The sequence below is a fragment of the Enterobacter sp. V87_3 genome (assembly GCF_029967835.1).
Taxonomy (GTDB): domain Bacteria; phylum Pseudomonadota; class Gammaproteobacteria; order Enterobacterales; family Enterobacteriaceae; genus Enterobacter; species Enterobacter cancerogenus.
On the sequence record NZ_JASCAM010000024.1, the window covers coordinates 158,926 to 177,421 of the forward strand.

At 56.4% G+C, this 18,496-nt stretch carries 16 protein-coding genes and 1 other RNA gene; 7 read left to right on the forward strand and 10 right to left on the reverse strand.

Annotated features, from left to right (window positions below):
• Position 1: 1 nt before the first annotated feature.
• From malX to kbaZ, 9 genes are all read right to left on the reverse strand, one after another.
• On the reverse strand, positions 2-1,573 hold the full coding sequence (malX, locus tag QLG21_RS13405) for a maltose/glucose-specific PTS transporter subunit IIBC (protein ID WP_137903500.1): 1,572 nt from the start codon (positions 1,571-1,573) through the stop codon (positions 2-4).
• 119 nt (positions 1,574-1,692) lie between these two features.
• Entirely contained in the window at positions 1,693-2,565 is an 873-nt protein-coding gene (gene kbaY, locus QLG21_RS13410) for a tagatose-bisphosphate aldolase subunit KbaY (RefSeq protein WP_101736919.1), read from the reverse strand.
• 12 nt (positions 2,566-2,577) lie between these two features.
• Complete coding sequence (locus QLG21_RS13415; RefSeq protein ID WP_137903499.1) at positions 2,578-3,726, reverse strand: SIS domain-containing protein; 1,149 nt, start codon at positions 3,724-3,726, stop codon at positions 2,578-2,580.
• 243 nt (positions 3,727-3,969) lie between these two features.
• Positions 3,970-5,103, reverse strand: coding sequence for an N-acetylglucosamine-6-phosphate deacetylase (nagA, locus tag QLG21_RS13420; RefSeq protein ID WP_282484592.1), 1,134 nt, complete (start codon positions 5,101-5,103; stop codon positions 3,970-3,972).
• Complete coding sequence (gene agaF, locus QLG21_RS13425; protein WP_006178729.1) at positions 5,100-5,534, reverse strand: PTS galactosamine/N-acetylgalactosamine transporter subunit IIA; 435 nt, start codon at positions 5,532-5,534, stop codon at positions 5,100-5,102. Before agaF ends, nagA begins: the two co-directional genes overlap by 4 nt.
• A 16-nt stretch (positions 5,535-5,550) precedes the next feature.
• Positions 5,551-6,429, reverse strand: a complete 879-nt coding sequence (gene agaE / locus QLG21_RS13430) for a PTS N-acetylgalactosamine transporter subunit IID (protein ID WP_101736923.1) — start codon at positions 6,427-6,429, stop codon at positions 5,551-5,553.
• On the reverse strand, positions 6,419-7,198 hold the full coding sequence (agaW, locus tag QLG21_RS13435; RefSeq protein ID WP_006178726.1) for a PTS N-acetylgalactosamine transporter subunit IIC: 780 nt from the start codon (positions 7,196-7,198) through the stop codon (positions 6,419-6,421). The genes agaE and agaW overlap by 11 nt, the downstream gene beginning before the upstream one ends.
• 10 nt (positions 7,199-7,208) lie before the next feature.
• Positions 7,209-7,682: a PTS N-acetylgalactosamine transporter subunit IIB gene (gene agaV, locus QLG21_RS13440; RefSeq protein ID WP_137903497.1), complete on the reverse strand. Its 474-nt coding sequence runs from the start codon at positions 7,680-7,682 to the stop codon at positions 7,209-7,211.
• A gap of 20 nt (positions 7,683-7,702) precedes the next feature.
• Entirely contained in the window at positions 7,703-9,010 is a 1,308-nt protein-coding gene (kbaZ, locus tag QLG21_RS13445) for a tagatose-bisphosphate aldolase subunit KbaZ (protein ID WP_282484593.1), read from the reverse strand.
• 239 nt (positions 9,011-9,249) lie between these two features.
• Here kbaZ and QLG21_RS13450 point away from each other — a divergent pair, with 239 nt between their 5' ends.
• A complete protein-coding gene (locus tag QLG21_RS13450) occupies positions 9,250-10,053 on the forward strand; it encodes a DeoR family transcriptional regulator (protein ID WP_006178723.1) in 804 nt (267 codons plus the stop codon).
• A 94-nt stretch (positions 10,054-10,147) separates the two neighbouring features.
• Here QLG21_RS13450 and garD read toward each other — a convergent pair whose 3' ends face one another.
• Positions 10,148-11,719 (reverse strand): galactarate dehydratase, encoded by a 1,572-nt coding sequence (gene garD, locus QLG21_RS13455; RefSeq protein ID WP_282484594.1) that lies wholly within the window; start codon positions 11,717-11,719, stop codon positions 10,148-10,150.
• Between the two features lie 412 nt (positions 11,720-12,131).
• On the opposite strand from garD, the gene QLG21_RS13460 reads away from it, so the two are divergent.
• The 6 genes from QLG21_RS13460 to tdcA all read left to right on the forward strand — a co-directional run bounded on the left by QLG21_RS13460 (position 12,132) and on the right by tdcA (position 18,408).
• Entirely contained in the window at positions 12,132-13,466 is a 1,335-nt protein-coding gene (locus tag QLG21_RS13460; RefSeq protein ID WP_006178718.1) for an MFS transporter, read from the forward strand.
• A gap of 15 nt (positions 13,467-13,481) precedes the next feature.
• Entirely contained in the window at positions 13,482-14,252 is a 771-nt protein-coding gene (garL, locus tag QLG21_RS13465) for a 2-dehydro-3-deoxyglucarate aldolase (protein ID WP_058609426.1), read from the forward strand.
• Positions 14,253-14,272: 20 nt separating this feature from the next.
• A complete protein-coding gene (gene garR, locus QLG21_RS13470; RefSeq protein ID WP_006178715.1) occupies positions 14,273-15,163 on the forward strand; it encodes a 2-hydroxy-3-oxopropionate reductase in 891 nt (296 codons plus the stop codon).
• Between the two features lie 59 nt (positions 15,164-15,222).
• On the forward strand, positions 15,223-16,368 hold the full coding sequence (gene garK, locus QLG21_RS13475) for a glycerate 2-kinase (RefSeq protein WP_282484595.1): 1,146 nt from the start codon (positions 15,223-15,225) through the stop codon (positions 16,366-16,368).
• Between the two features lie 32 nt (positions 16,369-16,400).
• Positions 16,401-16,779: RNase P RNA component class A (gene rnpB / locus QLG21_RS13480), an RNA gene on the forward strand.
• 708 nt (positions 16,780-17,487) lie between these two features.
• Positions 17,488-18,408 (forward strand): transcriptional regulator TdcA, encoded by a 921-nt coding sequence (gene tdcA / locus QLG21_RS13485; protein ID WP_006178710.1) that lies wholly within the window; start codon positions 17,488-17,490, stop codon positions 18,406-18,408.
• Positions 18,409-18,496 lie beyond the last annotated feature (88 nt).

The window sequence follows — 18,496 nt, forward strand, 5'->3', positions numbered from 1 at the left end:
GTTAAATTAAGGCTTCAATGCCGGTTTTCACGCTCTGGACCTGCGGGCCGATAATCACCTGCACGCTGTGTGCGTCGAGCACCACGACGGATAACGCCCCGGCCGTTTTAAGCGCCTGTTGATCCACAAGCCCCATATCCTTCACCACCAGACGCAGGCGGGTAATGCAGTTGTCGAGGGACTCAATATTCTCTTTACCGCCGAGCGCACGCAGGATAAGCCCATGATCGTATTTCGATTTTCCGCGCGCCCGGGTGTTGGCCTCTACGGCCTGCAGCGCCCCCTGGGTATCCACTTCTCGCCCTGGCGTTCTAATGTCGTGCTTGAGGATGTACCAGCGGAAGACGAAGAAGTAGATGGCGAACCAGGCGATGCCTACCGGGAACAGCAGATACCATTTGGTCGACATGCCCTGCATTACACCGAAGATCAGCAGGTCCAGAATGCCGCCGTCGGTGTTGCCGATGGTGACGCCCAGCAGGGCCATAACCATCAGCGCCAGACCAGACATCACGATATGGAAGGCGTAAAGCGCCGGCGCGATAAACAGGAACAGGAACTCAATCGGTTCTGAAATACCGGTGACAACGGAAACCAGCACGCCGGAGAGCAGCAGCCCTTTGATGACCGGGCGATTCTCCGGGCGTGCGGTGCGGTAGATGGCATACGCCACCGCCGGGAGCCCGAAGATAAAGGTCGGCATAAAGCCCTGCGACAGGAATGCGGTGACGTGCGGGCTAAACGGCAGTCCGGCCTTGAGTTCGGCGTAGAAGATATTCAGCGCACCGGCCACTTCATGACCATTGACCATCTCAATGCCGCCCGCTGGGGTGAAACGCACCATTGCCAGCAGGATATGGTGCAGGCCAAAAGGCTTGAGCAGCAGCACGCCCACGCCGTACAGGAACGGGCCGAAAACGCTGGTGCTCTGAATGATATGGCCAATTCCGGCAATGCCCAGCGCCACGTATTCCCACAGCAGGGGAATGAACAGGCCGACCAGCGAGAGGGTCAGCGCGGTAATAATGGGCACAAAGCGGATGCCGCTAAAGAAAGCGAAGGCGTCGTGTAATACCGTGTCCTGAAAACGCTCATGCAGAAAATAGGTAATTACCCCAACCACGATCCCACCCAGCACACCCATCTCCAGGGTTTGGATCCCCAGCACAATGGATTGCCCCACCTGCCTCATGGTGGCCGCATCGGCAAGCTGGTGGGTTGCGGTCAGGTAATAGTTAATGCTCATGTTCATCAGCATGTAGCCCACGAACCCGGCAAACGCGCCCACGGCCTTGTTGCGTTTGGCAAGCCCCATCGGGATCGCCATCGCGAACATCAGGGGAAGATAGGTAAAGGCGAAACCGCCGACCATGGCAATAAAACCAAAGGTGAGCTGCGTGAGCTCGCCACCCAGAAAAGGGAAACTTTTAATGGTTGAAGGGCTGGTGACGGAACTGCCGATCCCCAGCAGCAGGCCCATAAAGGCCAGCAGCGAGACCGGGAACATAAAGGTCTTTCCCAGACTTTGAAAAAACGCCCACGCTTTCGATTTAAACGACTTTTCCTGTGTCATGTAGGGACTCCTCGGAATTTTTTTATGGTAAAGGAAGGCGCTGTCCGGCTTAAGGACGCGCCTTCATATTTGCGAGGCTTATAGTTATTTTCAGAGAGCGATGTTATTTACGACGGGATTCAGGCATCAGCCGTAAGCAGCAGTCGGTTGGCCGAGCCGCACACGTTGATTTTGCTTCTGACCACCTCTTTCATGGCGTCCATGCCGACGCGCATGTAATAGCGCGGATCGTTGCCCTGCGGGTTGTCGGCAAACCAGGCTTTAACCGCATCAGAAAAGGCAATTTTTAGCTCGGTAGCCACGTTGACTTTGCAAATGCCCAGCTCGATGGTGCGGCGTACATATTCATCCGGCACATCACTCGCGCCATGGAGCACCAGCGGAACGCTCACCACGTCGCGGATCTCCGCCAGGCGCTGGAAGTCAATTTTTGGCCGTTTGGTGTACAGACCGTGGGCCGTTCCGATGGCGACGGCGAGGCTGTCCACGCCCGTCAGTTCAACGAAGCGTTTCGCTTCCTGCGGGTCGGTCAGAAATGCGCTCTCGGCATCCACGCTCATGTCATCTTCCACGCCGCCCAGTCGCCCCAGTTCGGCCTCGACGCTGCAGTCGTTGAGGTGGCAGAAATCGACAACCGATTTCACCAGCTTCACGTTCTGTTCAAACGGGTAGTGGCTGCCGTCGATCATGGCGCTGCGCACACCGGCGTTCACCTTGCGACGAATATCGTCCAGTGATTCATGGTGATCGAGATGCAGCGCCAGCGGCATGTCATAGCTGAGGGAGTAAGCGCTACAGAGGGCGTAGATCTCTTCGAGCGCAATGTGCTTGAAGGTGCCCGGCGTGCCCGCGAGGATCACCGGTGATCGCATTTCGCTGCACACTTCAAGGATCGCCTGGATCGTTTCGGCGTTATGAATGTTGAATGCCGGTACGGCGTAGCCCTTGGCCTGCGCGTCCTGCAGAAGGTATTTGGTTGAGATGATACTCATAATGCGATCCTCTTAAGCCTGCCACGGATGAATAACCACGCCCTGCACCACACGGTTGACCGTGCCGCTGGCAGACGGGGTATCTGGCGTGTTGCCCACGCGAATGGACTGGGTGAGCGCAAAGACCTGGGCGTACATCAGGAAGCAGAACGCCTGTTCCATGTCGTTAAACGCGCGGGAAGGCGGCAGCAAAATATGCGGACCAGCCTCAATAATGGGATCTGTTTCGGCTGCGATCGCCACCACGCGCATCGCCTGACGATCGCGGCGCAGCTCGGCCAGCAGATCCAGATCGTAGCGGCGGGTATACGGATGGCTGGAGATGAAGACCACCACCAGCGTTTCGTTATTTACCAGGGATTTTGGCCCGTGGCGGAAGCCGGTTGGGGAATCGTAAAAGGCCGCCAGCTCGCCTGCGGTCAGCTCCAGCACTTTCAGCGCCGACTCGCGTGCTACGCCCTGCAGGCCGCCGCTCCCCAGATAGACGATCCGCTTCCATGGCTCGTTGCCAAAAACGCCGCCGCTAAAATCGCCCAGCGAGGAGAGGATCGCCTGACAGCGATCGGCGACGGCGCGGAATGCCTGACTGTTAAAGACTTCTGGCATGAACACCGCCAGGCAGCTCGCCATCATGGTGGTGATGCTGCTGGTCATCGCGAACCCGCGATCGTGCGTTTCGGCAGGCATCAGCAGGGCAAAGGCGTTATCACCGTCGACCGCGTTCTGGTAGAGGCTTCCCGCCTCGTTGCAGGTAATGGTCAGGTGATAGCACTCCGGCACGAACTGGTTAGCCAGCTGTACGGCTGCGACGCTTTCCGGGCTATTGCCCGAGCGGGCAAAGGAGACCAGCAGCAGCGGATGCGCGGCGCTGAAGTAGTCCATTGGGTTAGTGACCAGGTCGGTTGTGGGTACGGCGGTAATGTTTTTTCCGGTGTGGCTGGCGATCCACGGCGCAACGATATCGCCGATAAAGGCGGAGGTGCCTGCGCCTGTCAGTACGATCCGAAGATCGCGCTTGCGCAGCAGCGGTTGAAGAAAACCGTCAATCGAGGCGCGCAGGCTATCGATGTTGTTCAGCGATCGGATCCAGCTTGATGGCTGCTGGCGGATCTCTTCTTCAGTCCATGTGCCGGTCGTGGCGGTAGGGATAGTTTCTGGCATAACTCAGTCCTTAGTCGTGTGAATTCCACATCAGACGCTGGCAAACGTGTCGCTATCTTTCGTTTCGTTTCACTTGTTCACTTCAGCAGTTGAATAAAATTTATAGAAAAGAAATCGAAAGTTCAATGTGAAAGAAAAAATAAAACGAAAAGTGTGATCGAAAAGGAAAAGCAAAAATGAAGGAAAGGAAAAGAAAGGCCTTACGAGGGGGTGTCGTAAAGCCAAAAAGGGCAAAGTGAAAGGTCAGAGGGAGAGAGCCTGACCCTGGATCCAGATCGTCTGGAGGTGTAAACCGCCGTCCAGCGCGATAATATTGGCGCGCTTGCCCCGGGCGAGCGATCCGAGCTGCCCGTCAATGCCCAGTAAGCGGGCAGGGTGCAGGGAGGCCATATGAATCGCCTCTTCTGCCGTTACGCCCGTATGTTCAACCATGTTGCGTACGGCAGCATCCAGCGATAGCGTACTGCCCGCCAGCCCACCTGCCGCCGTACGCACCACGCCGCCGTGCAGAGTAACGTCTTCACCGCAAAGCCGATAACGGCCATCGGGCATACCGGCCGCCTGCATGGCGTCGGTAATCAACACCATGCGATCTTTTGCGCAGCAGCAGCACAGGCGCATGGCGCCGGGGTGAACGTGGTGCCCGTCGGCAATCAGCTCCAGCCACGCCCGCTCGTCCGTTAGCCCGGCACCCACCATACCGGGTTCCCTGTGGTGCAACCCCGTCATGCCGTTATAGCAGTGGACCAGCCCGTCTGCCCCTGCGTCAAAGGCGGCAAGCGTCTGCCCGTAGGTGGCGGCGCTGTGGCCCAGCATCACGCGGATGCCTCGCTGCTTCAGATGGCGAATCGCCTGCAGCGCACCCGGTTTTTCTGGTGCCAGTGCTACCACTCTGAGGGTGTGTTGCGAGACCGCCATCAGCGTATCCAGCTCGGCGATTTCCAGTTCGCGAAACAGTCCGGGCGGGTGCGCCCCTTTATTCTGCGGCGTAAAGTACGGCCCCTCCAGATAACTGCCCAGCACCAGCGCGCCGGGACCACCGGCCAGACAGCGCCGGGCAATCCGCGTGAGCGCACCGTGAATGGCCTCCAGCGGCGCGGTGACGGTGGTGGGCAGAAACGCCCCCACGCCTTCACGGGCTTTATACCGGGCTAACGTATCCAGCGTGCCGGGTGCCTCATCCATCACATCCACTCCCGCGCCGCCGTGAACGTGGGTATCGATATAGGCCGGGCAAAGCAGTTCGGCATCGCGCGCGGTCACGCCCGTTGGTATGGGTTCGATGGCAACGATAACGTCTTTTTCAATGCGCAGCTGGTGGTCGTCCAGCCAGCCCCCTTCGGTGAGTAGCCGCCGCGCGCGCAGTACCTGGCTCATATCCCTTCCTCGGCAGGCGCTTCCTCGCGACAGCGGCCAAGTTCATCCACCAGGCTCGTCAGGCCGCGGTGCCCGCACTCCAGCGCCTGAAGGCGGAACGCTTCGCTGCTCAGTCCCTCGCGCTCCAGCACCATCTCCAGCAGAAGCTGCAGATTCGTGCCGGTGATGACTTCGCTGCCGGGCCGCTGCATCGCCAGCGTTGAAGCCACGCGAAACGGCGTACCGCCCAGCAGGTCGGTAAGGAACACAATGTCGAATTGCCCGTCCAGTTCACTCACCGCCTGCTCGAGCTGAGCGGTCAGCCGCGCTGTCGTGGAAGACGCGGGAAAATCAATGGCGATAAACTGTGGCTGTTCGCCGAGGATCTGCTTCATCGCCTGCTCAAGCCCGCTGGCAAAGCCGCCATGACCCGTCAAAATAATGCCTAACATCGCAACCTCTTCGCGTTTACAGGAAGTGACAAAATTTACCGACAACGCCCAGGACCACGGTGATACCAATCAGGCGCAGCGGGCTCCAGCCACGGCGTACCAGCCAGAACATGGTCAGGGTATAGACCAGCGGCAGAAATGCGGGCATCAGCTTGTCGATAACGTCGGTTTGCAGTTTGACCACCGCATCCCCGGCCTTAATTTCAAGGGTGGTATTGAGGCGTACGTAGGTTGCTACCAGCGCGCCAATCACCGTCATCCCGACGATAGATGCCGCGTGGCCCACCTTTTTGGTGTTGGCTTTAATCAGCGGAATGGCGGCAACGCCCATTCGGTATGCGTAGTGCGCCAGGCCAAAGCGCAGGCCGAGATGCACCACGTTGAACAGTACGATAAAGACCACCGCGCCAAGAATGGAGCCTTGCAGCGCCAGGCTGGCACCAATACCGCCGCAGATGGGCAGCAGGGTGAGCCAGAACATGGCATCGCCGATGCCGCCGAGCGGGGCGCCCACGGCAATCTTGGTGCTTTGAATGCTGTTCACATCCTGCTTGGAACGCTCCATCGCCAGGATAATGCCGATCACAAAGGTCACCAGGAACGGGTGGGTATTGAAGAAGCCCATATGGCCTTTCATGGCGCGTGCCAGGTCCCGTTTGTTGGTGTGAATTTTTTTCAGCGCGGGCAGCAGGCCATACAGCCAGCCGGAAGCCTGCATACGTTCATAGTTGAACGACGCCTGTAACAGCATCGAACGCCAGGCCACGCGGTTAATATCTTTTTTTGTCAGCTCAGCCCCGATCTGCTGGTCTTCGTAGACGTTTTCGTTTACGCCGGTGAGCAGCGACGTTTCGCTTTCGGTGACGTCCGGCAGGGTAGTGTGATTAGATGCCATCTTCGAATTCCTCTTTCTGGGCTGCGGGCGCCGTCGGTTCAGGGGATTTACGCAGCAGGTCGATCAGGGCCATCGCCAGCGCCGCTGCCGCAATGGCCAGCACCGGGAGCTTCAGCCAGGCCGCCGCCACGAAACCGATAATGAAGTAAGGGATATAGACGTTTTTCATCATGATCTTCAGCAGCACGGCGAAGCCGATAGCCGGCATGATGCCGCCCGCGACGCCGAGGCCGTCGATCAAACGCTCCGGCAGGACATCAATGGCGGTTTTTGCGTGTTCCGCACCAAAGTAGATGGGCAGAAACGCGCACAGAAAGTAGAAGACCCCGAGCGCCAGCAGCGCCAGATAGTTGACCCGTTCAATGCCGTCGGTGTCCGCATTGGCCGCCATGCGATCGCAGCGCGACATCACACCGGACATAACCGAGAACAGGAAGGTTATGCCCATCTGTACCGCCACGGCGAAGGGCACGGCGACCCCAACGGCCACGTCCGGCTTCACGCCCGTGGTAATCGCGAACGTGGTACCGACAATGGTGCCGATAATCACGTTCGGCGGCTGTGCGCCTGCCAGCGGTGCCAGCCCCATCCAGACCAGCTCTAACGTACCGCCGGTCAAAATACCGGTGTGGAGATCGCCCAGAATCAGGCCGACCAGCGGCCCAAGCACCACCGGGCGGTGCATGTGTGTTAACCCGTTAAACATATCCAGGCCTGCGATAAAGGCGAGAATGCCTAGCGCAAATGCCTGCAACAGACTGATTTCCATTGTGAATCCCTCAGAGCAGTTTAAAGAGATCCAAAGCAGTTTCTGTTGGAACGCCCTGAACGAAGCATTCCACCCCGGCGGTTTTCAGGCCGTTGAACGCGGCGATATCGTTCGCGTCTACAGACACCGTTTTGGCAACTTGCTGTTTGCCATTGGCATAGTGCATATTTCCGACGTTGATACGGGTGATGGGCACGCCGCCTTCTACCAGCGTCAGAAAATCAGCGGGGGTTTTGCAAACCAGCAGAATTTTCTGGCGGTCGGCGGCGCGGTGAATGTTGTCGATCGTTTTTTGCAGCGACCAGAAGCGCACGGCAATGCCTTCTGCGAGCACCATTTCCATCAGGTTTTGCTGAACCGGATCCCCTGCAACCTCGTCATTAGCCACCAGCACCAGGTTTGCCCCCGCAAACCCAACCCACTGCACGCCTACCTGACCGTGGATCAGGCGTTCATCGATGCGGCATAAAACAATGTTTGGCATAGCGTGTTCCTCTTTTTTAATTATGCGTGTTGAGTCGTTACGCCTTCGCAGGCGGCATGGTACTGCTGGAGTATGTCCTGAATGTGGTCAATGATGAGGTCCCGTGGCGTCGACTTGAGAGCACCCTCGCGAACTTTGCTGTACTGCAACGGCAGATATTGGCTGATAAGCGGCAGGGGGATTGGTTCGTCTGCCAGATTGCGCACCAGCCGCGCGAAGGCATCGTCAATCTGGCCGTCTGGCCAGTAGTAGCGCACGCGGTCGGAATAGCTGTAGCCACGTGCCAGACGCCGTGCGTTGCCATCGCCGTGGTAGTGGCTCTGCCAGTATTCCGGACGATCGAGCATGACGTTTTCCAGCACCTGACGCAGGCCAGAGCTGGCTTTGGCGGGTAATAACTCTTCTTCTATCGCGGCCAGAGAGAACAAGGCTTCACGCAGGGCAAAGGTGAGCGCCGGGCCGACTTTGAGGATCGCGAAGTGATCGTTCACTAATTGTCGCAGGGCCTGCGGCGTCTGGTAATCGGTGGAGTGTGCCTCAAACACCAGGGTGTCGTAAGCCTCTACCATTTTACTGAGCGCGACGGCTTTTTGCGGCTGATAATCACACACCTGGGTGTGGTCGAATTCGACGCCGGGCTGCACCACCAGGCCAATGATGCGTGGCCAGATAGCATTTAATCCTTCCTTTTCGAACGCGTGACGGTGCGCCTCAAGCGTGGCGCGTGCTGCCTCGGGCGTGGTGACGTCCAGCTCGCTTAACGTTTCATGCGCACCCCCGGGCACCGGCACTTCCGTGCCGATGACATAGACCAGGTCAGCGGAGCCAAACCGCGCGCGGCAGGTCTCTTCGGCAATTTTTGCCAGACGCGCCGCGCGTTCGGCAACAATGGCATCGGTTAGCGGGACCGGATCGTCTTCGCAGGACATGCTGCAATCGAGGTGGATCTTTTTAAAACCGGCTGCGACATAGCACCTGATCAGATCGTCGGCATTGGCCATTGCCTGATCCGCAGGCAGGCTTTGCCAGCGGTTTGGCCCCAGATGGTCGCCGCCGAGGATCAGCTGTGACGACGGGAAGCCAAGAGACTCCGCCAGTTGGCAGACAAACCCGTGAAAATCGGCGGGCGTCATGCCGGTATAGCCGCCAAACTGATCCACCTGGTTCGAGGTGGCTTCGATCAGCAGCGGTGTCTGGTGCAATTGGGCGTAACGAATTGCGGCTTCAAGGACCAGCGGATGTGCGGAACAGACGGCATAAATCCCGTTTGCATTCCCCCGTTTATGTTGCTTCACCATTTCTGTCAGATGTTTCACTTTCCTCTCCATTTCGGATGGTGATGGTGTCAATCTTTCGTTTTGTTTCATTTGATACTGCATCATGGTGGTATAAAAATAAAACGAAAGATAATAGTTTTCCGATCTGTTTCACAAAAGAAACATAATGAAAGGTTTCAGCGCGAAAAGTGCTGACGCCACGGGGCCGTGGCGGGGTTGCATTTTCGTAAAAGAAAGGCGTTAATAGATAAAACGAAATGAAACGAAAGTTTATTGATTAAGGAGCTCGCATGAGCAGCACCGATTCTTCCGCAGAGAAGCGCATCACCGGGACCAGTGAAAGGCGAGAACACATTATTCAGCGGTTGCGGGCGCAGGGGAGCGTGCAGGTGAACGATCTCTCCTCTTTATACGGCGTGTCGACGGTGACCATCCGCAACGACCTGGCATTTCTTGAGAAGCAGGGGATTGCGGTTCGCGCCTATGGCGGCGCACTCATTTGCGAAGGCACTGCCGCCGGGGTCGAGCCTTCCGTTGAGGACAAAAGCTCGCTGAACACGGCGGTGAAACGCAGCATCGCCCAGGCCGCGGCCGGGCTGGTGAAGCCGGGGCATCGCATTATTCTGGACTCCGGTACCACCACCTTTGAAATCGCCCGCATGCTGCGCCAGCATACGGATGTGATTGCCATGACGAACGGTATGAACGTTGCGAATGCTCTGCTGGAAGCGGATGGGGTAGAACTGCTGATGACCGGTGGACACCTGCGACGTCAGTCGCAATCCTTCTATGGCGACCAGGCGGAACAGTCGTTGCAGAACTACCATTTCGACCTGCTGTTCCTGGGGGTTGATGCCATCGATCTGGATCGCGGCGTGAGCACGCACAACGAGGACGAGGCCCGCCTGAACCGTAAAATGTGCGAAGTGGCCGAGCGTATTATTGTCGTGACCGACTCAAGCAAGTTTAACCGCTCAAGCCTGCATAAAATTATCGATACGCAGCGGATTGATATGATTATCGTTGACGAAGGGATACCGGTTGAAAGCCTGGAGGGGCTGCGTAAGAGCGGGATTGAAGTGGTGCTGGTTTAAAGGGCTTCCTAACCCTCTCCCACGGGGAGAGGGAACCGTTCGGTGCGATTTTCACCCTCTCTCCATTGGGGAGAGGGCACGGTGAGGGGAATAATCACGTCACCGGCGCCGGGTTAAACACCGCCAGCTGATTGTGCAGCCCCCATTGGTCGGAGAAGGTTTTCTTACGTCCACTCGCCACATCCAGAATAAAGTTGAACAACTTCCAGCCCACCTCCTCAATGCTCTCTTCCCCGGTCGCGATAGTTCCCGCGTTGATATCCATTAAGTCATACCAGCGGTTTGCCAGCTCGGTGCGGGTCGCCATTTTGATCACGGGTACTGCCATCAGGCCGTACGGCGTGCCGCGCCCGGTGGTGAAGACCTGTACCGTAATGCCTGACGCCACCTGCTGCGTGCCGCAGACGAAATCGCTGGCGGGGGTTGCCGCATAGATCAGGCCGCGTTTGGTCGGGCGCTGGCCCGGCGAAAGCACTTCGACAATCGCGCTCTGGCCCGATTTCGCAATCGAACCGAGGGCTTTTTCCACCACGTTTGCCAGGCCGCCTTTTTTATTGCCCGGCGAGGGGTTGGCGCTGCGATCGGTTTTGCCCATATCAAGATAGTTATCGTACCAGGCCATCTCTTCCAGCAGACGTTTGCCGACCTCTTCATTGACGGCGCGCGGCGTGAGCAGATGAATGGCATCGCGTACTTCGGTAACTTCGGAGAACATCACCGTCGCCCCGCAGCGTACTAACAAATCGGACGCATAGCCGACCGCCGGGTTAGCGGTCACGCCGGAGAACGCGTCGCTGCCGCCGCACTGGGTACCCACTACCAGCTCGGAAGCCGGACAGGTTTCGCGCTGGCGCATGTTCAGTTTGTCGAGATGACGCTCTGCCACCTGAAGAATGTCGTCAACCATTGAGCGAAAGCCGACGTGGTGCTCGTCCTGCAGGCGCACGATGCTGGCGTCGTCGACCGCAATGGCTTTGACATCTTCGGTGCCCTGGAGCAGGCGCTCAGGCTGGAGTTTTTCACAGCCCAGACCAATCACCATAACCTCGCCGCCAAAGTTGGGGTTCAGGGCGATATTGTGAATAGTACGAATCGGGACCACGGCAGCGGGGGCGTTGATGGCTACGCCGCAGCCGTAGAGATGGTTCAGACCCACCACGCCGTCGACGTTGGGGTATTTCGGTAGCAGGTCGCGCTCAATGATCTTCACCACGTAATCCACCACGCCCGCCACGCAGTGCACGCTGGTGGTAATACCGAGCAGGTTTTTGGTGCCGACGCTGCCGTCCGCATTGCGGTAGCCTTCAAAGGTATAGCCTTCCAGCGGCGGCAGCGGCTCCGGTACGCGGGTTGCCAGCGGCAGGGTGTTCAGGGGCGGCGCGGTTGGCAGCTCAACCAGGGACTCCTCAATCCAGCTTCCCTGGGCAATGGCTCGCGCCGCGTAGCCAATCACTTCGCCGTAACGCACGATTTCACCGTGAGCCGGGATATCCACCAGTGCGACTTTATGCCCCTGAGGAATATGCTCAATTAATTCCAGCCCGTCCGGGAAACGCGTCCCCGCTTTTAAGCCGTTGTCGTTGACAATAATCGCCACGTTATCGGTATCGTGAACTTTAATATAGAACGCCGTCGGCGATGCTTGTCGAATTTCAATGTCGGCCATTGTTCAGTATTCTCCAGCAAAGTGTCTGATAATAAATGCAGCCAGATGAGTATGTATTTTCTTATTGTCGAAATAAAGACGCTGCTTTCTAAATAAAGAATGTCAGGACCTGGGATATAAAAATGTGATCAAGATCACCTCGTAAGGCGAGAGAACACGCCACCCGGCAGGTTATCGATGATTCTGTGCATCAGCGCCCAGTACGTTGTGCATATGCTCAAAACATTATTGAAAATTGCCGTAATAATTGAGCGTTAATCCAATGTGATGCGATTGGACGGTGGCTATACTGAATCACGATTTCATTGCGTCTGGTTAATTACCTGATATGAGCTGCTATCGATAAATAATCAGGAGAGACTCTTCCTAAAATTATAAATATAAAACTCCCGATGTGCCCGAGGAAATAAACATGATACTGGATACGACCGTAGAATCGAGAAAGGGTATGCCTACCCGCTATTTAATTCTGCTTATTATTTTTATCGTGACGGCCATTAACTACGCTGACCGTGCCACGCTGTCGATTGCCGGTACGGAAGTGGCGAAAGAGCTGCAGCTTAGCGCCGTCTCTATGGGGTATATTTTCTCCGCATTCGGCTGGGCCTACCTGCTGATGCAAATCCCCGGCGGCTGGCTTCTCGATAAGTTTGGCTCCAAAAAGGTCTATACCTACAGCCTGTTTTTCTGGTCGCTGTTCACCTTCCTGCAGGGCTTTGTGGACGTTTTCCCCCTGGCCTGGGCGGGCGTGTCGATGTTTGTCATGCGTTTTATGCTCGGCTTTTCGGAAGCGCCGTCCTTCCCGGCGAACGCCCGTATTGTGGCGGCCTGGTTCCCGACCAAAGAGCGTGGGACGGCCTCCGCGTTGTTTAACGCCGCGCAGTATTTCTCGCTGGCGATCTTCTCTCCGCTGCTGGGCTGGCTGACCTTTGCCTGGGGCTGGGAACATGTGTTCACCGTGATGGGCGCGATCGGTTTTGTCCTGACGGGCATCTGGGTGAAGTTTATCCATAACCCGACCGACCATCCGCGGATGTCCGCGCAGGAGCTGAACTTCATCACTGAAGGCGGCGCCGTTGTGGATATGGATCATAAAAAGCCGGGCGCGCAGGTTGCCAGCGGGCCTAAGCTCCATTACATCAAACAGTTATTGACCAATCGCATGATGCTGGGCGTCTTTTTTGGTCAATACTTTATCAACACCATCACCTGGTTCTTCCTCACCTGGTTCCCGATTTATCTGGTGCAGGAAAAAGGCATGTCGATTCTGAAAGTGGGCCTGGTGGCCTCTATTCCGGCGCTGTGCGGGTTTGCCGGTGGCGTGCTCGGCGGAGTGTTCTCGGACTATCTGATTAAGCAGGGCAAGTCGATCACCCTGGCGCGTAAACTGCCGATTGTGCTGGGCATGCTGCTGGCGTCCTCCATCATCCTGTGTAATTACACCGATAACACCACGCTTGTGGTAGCGCTGATGGCGCTGGCCTTCTTCGGTAAAGGATTTGGTGCACTCGGTTGGCCGGTCATTTCCGACACCGCACCAAAAGAGATTGTCGGCCTGTGCGGTGGGGTGTTTAACGTCTTTGGTAACGTGGCGTCTATCGCGACGCCGCTGGTCATTGGTTATCTGGTCAGCGAGCTGCATTCGTTTAACGCGGCGCTGGTATTCGTGGGCTGTTCAGCGTTGATGGCGATGGTTTGCTACCTGTTTGTGGTAGGCGACATCAAACGTATGGAATTGCAGAAATAAGCAAAGGTATAAGCGATGAGTAACGATATCTTCCCGAACAAATTTAAAGCGGCCCTCGCGGCACACCAGATCCAGATTGGCTGCTGGTCTGCGCTGGCGAACCCCATCAGTACCGAAGTGCTGGGCCTTGCCGGTTTTGACTGGCTGGTGCTGGACGGCGAACATGCGCCGAACGACATCAGCACCTTCATCCCGCAACTGATGGCGCTGAAAGGCAGCCAGAGCGCGCCGGTGGTACGTGTCCCGACTAACGAGCCGGTGATCATCAAACGTTTGCTGGATATCGGTTTCTACAACTTCCTGATCCCGTTTGTGGAAAGTGAAGAAGAGGCGGTGCAGGCCGTGGCCTCTACCCGCTACCCGCCGGAAGGCATCCGCGGCGTGTCCGTTTCGCATCGCGCCAATATGTTTGGCACCGTGCCGGACTACCTCGCGCAGTCCAACAAGAACATCACCATCCTGGTGCAGATCGAGAGCCAGCAGGGCGTTGATAGCGTGGATGCTATCGCGGCGACCGACGGCGTGGACGGCATCTTCGTCGGCCCAAGCGATCTGGCGGCTGCATTCGGCCACCTCGGCAATGCCGGGCACCCGGAGGTGCAGCGCGCCATCCAGCACATCTTTGCCCGCGCCAAAGCACACGGCAAACCGTGCGGCATCCTGGCACCTGTTGAGGCAGACGCCCGCCGTTACCTGGAGTGGGGGGCAACCTTCGTCGCCGTGGGTAGCGATCTCGGCGTGTTCCGCTCGGCCACGCAGAAATTAGCGGACGCTTTTAAAAAATAACCATCATCGAGGAAAAGATTATGACGCTGAAAGTCGGTTTTATTGGCCTGGGGATCATGGGCAAACCCATGAGCAAAAATCTCATCAAAGCCGGTTACTCACTGGTGGTTTCTGACCGTAATCCGGAGTCGGTGGCTGAGGTTATTTCGGCCGGGGCAGAAGCCGCGACCACGGCCAAAGCCATTGCCGAACAGTGCGATGTCATCATTACGATGCTGCCCAACTCCCCGCACGTCAAAGAGGTGGCGCTGGGTGAGAACGGCATTATCGAGGGCGCGAAGCCGGGCCTGGTGGTGATCGACATGAGTTCTATCGCCCCGCTGGCGAGCCGCGAGATCAGCGAAGCGCTAAAAGCGAAGGGCGTCGATATGCTGGATGCGCCGGTAAGCGGCGGTGAGCCAAAGGCCATCGACGGCACGCTTTCCGTCATGGTCGGCGGTGATAAGGCCATCTTCGACAAATACTACGACCTGATGAAAGCGATGGCCGGTTCCGTAGTGCATACCGGTGAAATCGGGGCGGGCAACGTCACCAAGCTGGCAAACCAGGTGATTGTTGCGCTGAACATCGCCGCGATGTCTGAAGCCCTGACGCTGGCAACCAAAGCCGGCGTTAACCCGGACCTGGTGTATCAGGCGATCCGTGGCGGTCTTGCGGGCAGTACCGTGCTGGATGCCAAAGCGCCGATGGTAATGGATCGTAATTTCAAGCCGGGCTTCCGTATCGATCTGCACATTAAAGATCTGGCGAACGCGCTGGATACCTCGCACGGCGTGGGCGCGCAGTTGCCGCTGACCGCCGCGGTGATGGAGATGATGCAGGCGCTGCGCGCCGACGGTCTGGGCACCGCCGACCATAGCGCGATTGCGTGCTACTACGAAAAGCTGGCGAAGGTGGAAGTCTCTCGCTAATGACGTCCTGCCCGGCGGCGCTACGCCTGCCGGGCGTTGTGTAGTAACAGGCTACAACTATGAAAATCGTAATCGCGCCAGACTCGTATAAAGAAAGCCTTTCTGCCACCGAGGTAGCACAGGCGATTGAAAAAGGATTTCGGGAAATCTTCCCCGATGCACTTTATGTTTCTGTGCCTGTTGCTGACGGTGGGGAAGGGACAGTCGAAGCGATGATTGCCGCGACCCGGGGCACAGAACAGCATGCCGTGGTCACTGGCCCGCTGGGCGAGAAGGTCAATGCCTGCTGGGGGATGTCTGGCGATGGCGGCACCGCCTTTATCGAGATGGCGGCGGCCAGCGGCCTGGCGCTGGTGCCTCCCACACGACGTAACCCGTTGGTGACCACCTCGCGCGGTACGGGCGAGTTGATCCTCTGTGCGCTGGATAAAGGTGCACGCAACATTATTATCGGCATTGGCGGCAGTTCAACCAACGACGGCGGGGCGGGCATGATACAGGCGCTGGGCGCGAAGCTCGCCGACGCGAACGGCACGGAAATTGGCTATGGCGGCGGCAGCCTGATGGCGCTGAACAGTATCGATCTCACGGGCCTGGATGCCCGGCTCAAAGGCTGTACGATCCGCGTCGCCTGTGACGTGACGAACCCGCTGGTGGGCGAAAAGGGCGCGTCGCGGATCTTTGGCCCACAGAAAGGGGCGACCGAGGGGATGATCCTCGAACTCGACGCCAACCTTAGCCATTATGCCGACGTGATTAAAAAATCCCTGCGCATCGATGTTAAACAGGTACCGGGCGCGGGGGCCGCAGGCGGAATGGGGGCGGCGCTGATGGCCTTCCTCGGCGCAGAACTGAAGAGCGGCATTGAGATTGTCACCCAGGCACTCAACCTTGAAGAACATATACACGACTGTACCTGGGTGCTAACGGGGGAAGGGCGCATCGACAGCCAGAGCATTCATGGCAAGGTGCCGGTGGGCGTGGCGAACGTCGCCAAAAAATACCATAAGCCGGTGATCGGCATTGCCGGAAGCCTGACGCAGGACGTCGGCGTGGTGCATCAGTATGGCATCGACGCGGTGTTCAGCGTGCTGACCAGTATTGGCTCGCTGGAGGAGGCGTTTCGCGGGGCCTATGACAATATTTATCGCGCTTCGCGCAATATCGCCGCCACTTTGCAGGTGGGGATGCGCACGCAAGGGTGACAGCGGGACGCAAACCCTCTATACTTCGCGCCGAAGCTGACCAGACAGTCGCCGCTTCGTCGTCGTCCCTTTTCGGGGGGAGACGGGCGGAGGGGAGGAAAGTCCGGGCTCCACAGGGCAGGGTGCCAGGTAACGCCTGGGGGGGAAACCCACGACCAGTGCAACAGAGAGCAAACCGCCGATGGCCCGCGCAAGCGGGATCAGGTAAGGGTGAAAGGGTGCGGTAAGAGCGCACCGCGCGGCTGGCAACAGTCCGTGGCACGGTAAACTCCACCCGGAGCAAGGCCAAATAGGGGTTCACATGGTACGGCCCGTACTGAACCCGGGTAGGCTGCTTGAGCCAGTGAGCGATTGCTGGCCTAGATGAATGACTGTCCACGACAGAACCCGGCTTATCGGTCAGCTTCAACTTCTTAAAGAACCCCGCCTCGGCGGGGTTTTTGCTATCTGCGCTACATGATTTGCTATCTGTCGGTCGTTGGCCAGCTAAGCGCGTACCACCCATAACCCCGGTAAACGACATCAATTCTCATATTTGCGACATTAAGCACATTTCACTCCCAACGCCGTTTTGCTGGCAGCTCATCACCCGTAGACGATCGCAATCACAAAATTTCACGCTAAAAAAGTGACGATTCGCAGTGTTGTTCTGATGTGAATAGTGTTACATGAATGAGAGTAGAAGTTTTCGTAGTTGAAATGTATATATTGAAATTCAATACATTTGCCATGTGAATATGTGACCCGCTCCACTCTTTACTTTGGCAGCAATCATTCGTTATCGCTTTATTTGATAAAATACAGGAATGTTTTAACAAAATAATGGTTACTTAGTAGTCTTTAATTGCTTGAAATATCGCCTTTCTTGCCGCTTATATATCCAAAAAATTCATCTCAGTTATCACCATAAAATATTTTTATTACCTGCGATTTTGTTGATCAATATCAGCCAAATAGCGTGTTTGTTTTTGTTTAACTGATTGAATAAAAAGAAATTTATTGGCTTTTTATTATGAGTGGTGAAAGCGCGTAAAGGCAAATTGTGAGTAACAGCACATACCCCCTGAAACAATATTGGGTAGAATTCCCCCCGTCATAGGGAAATAAGCGCAGAATATTATGAACACTATTATTCTACCGAAAACACAGCATCTCGTGGTATTTCAGGAAGTCATTAAAAGTGGCTCCATAGGTTCTGCTGCAAGACAACTGGGATTGACGCAACCCGCGGTCAGCAAAATCATCAGCGATATCGAATCCTACTTCGGCGTCGAAGTGATGGTTCGTAAAAATACCGGCGTAAAGCTTACTGCCGCAGGCCAGGTGTTGCTGTCGTACTCAGAGTCGATCACCCGAGAGATGAAGAACATGGTGAGCGAAATTAACAGCCTCAGCTTTAGCACCGTCATGGACGTTTCATTCGGCTATCCGTCGCTCATCGGCTTCACCTTCCTGTCGGAGATGATCAAAAAGTTCAAGGAAGTGTTCCCGAAAGCGCGGGTATCCATGTATGAAGCGCAGCTCTCCTCTTTCCTGCCCGCCATTCGCGATGGTCGGCTGGATTTTGCTATCGGCACACTGAGCGACGAGATGCTGCTGCAGGATCTTCACGTGGAGCCGCTGTTTGAGTCCGAGTTTGTGCTGGTCGCCAGCAAATCACGAACGTGCACCGGCTCGACTACACTGGCATCGCTTACGCATGAACAGTGGGTGATGCCGCAAACCGATATGGGCTACTACAAAGAACTTCTGACTACCCTGCAAGACAACCACATCAGCATTGAAAATATCGTCCAGACCGATTCGGTCGTCACCATTTATAACCTTGTCCTGAATGCCGATTACCTGACGGTTATTCCTCGCGACATGATTGCGCCGTTCGGTTCTGACCAGTTTATTATGCTGCCGGTTGAAGATGAATTACCCGTGGCACGTTACGCCGCGGTGTGGTCCAAAAATTACAGTATTAAAAAATCCGCTTCGGTATTAGTCGAACTGGCGAAACAATATTCGTCAATGAATATCGAACGACGACGATGAAATCGTAACAACAGTTTAAAAAACACCCGGAGCGTGTCGTTTTAGCGCTCTGATACCCTGACTTTGCCTGAAAACAATCAATTATTAT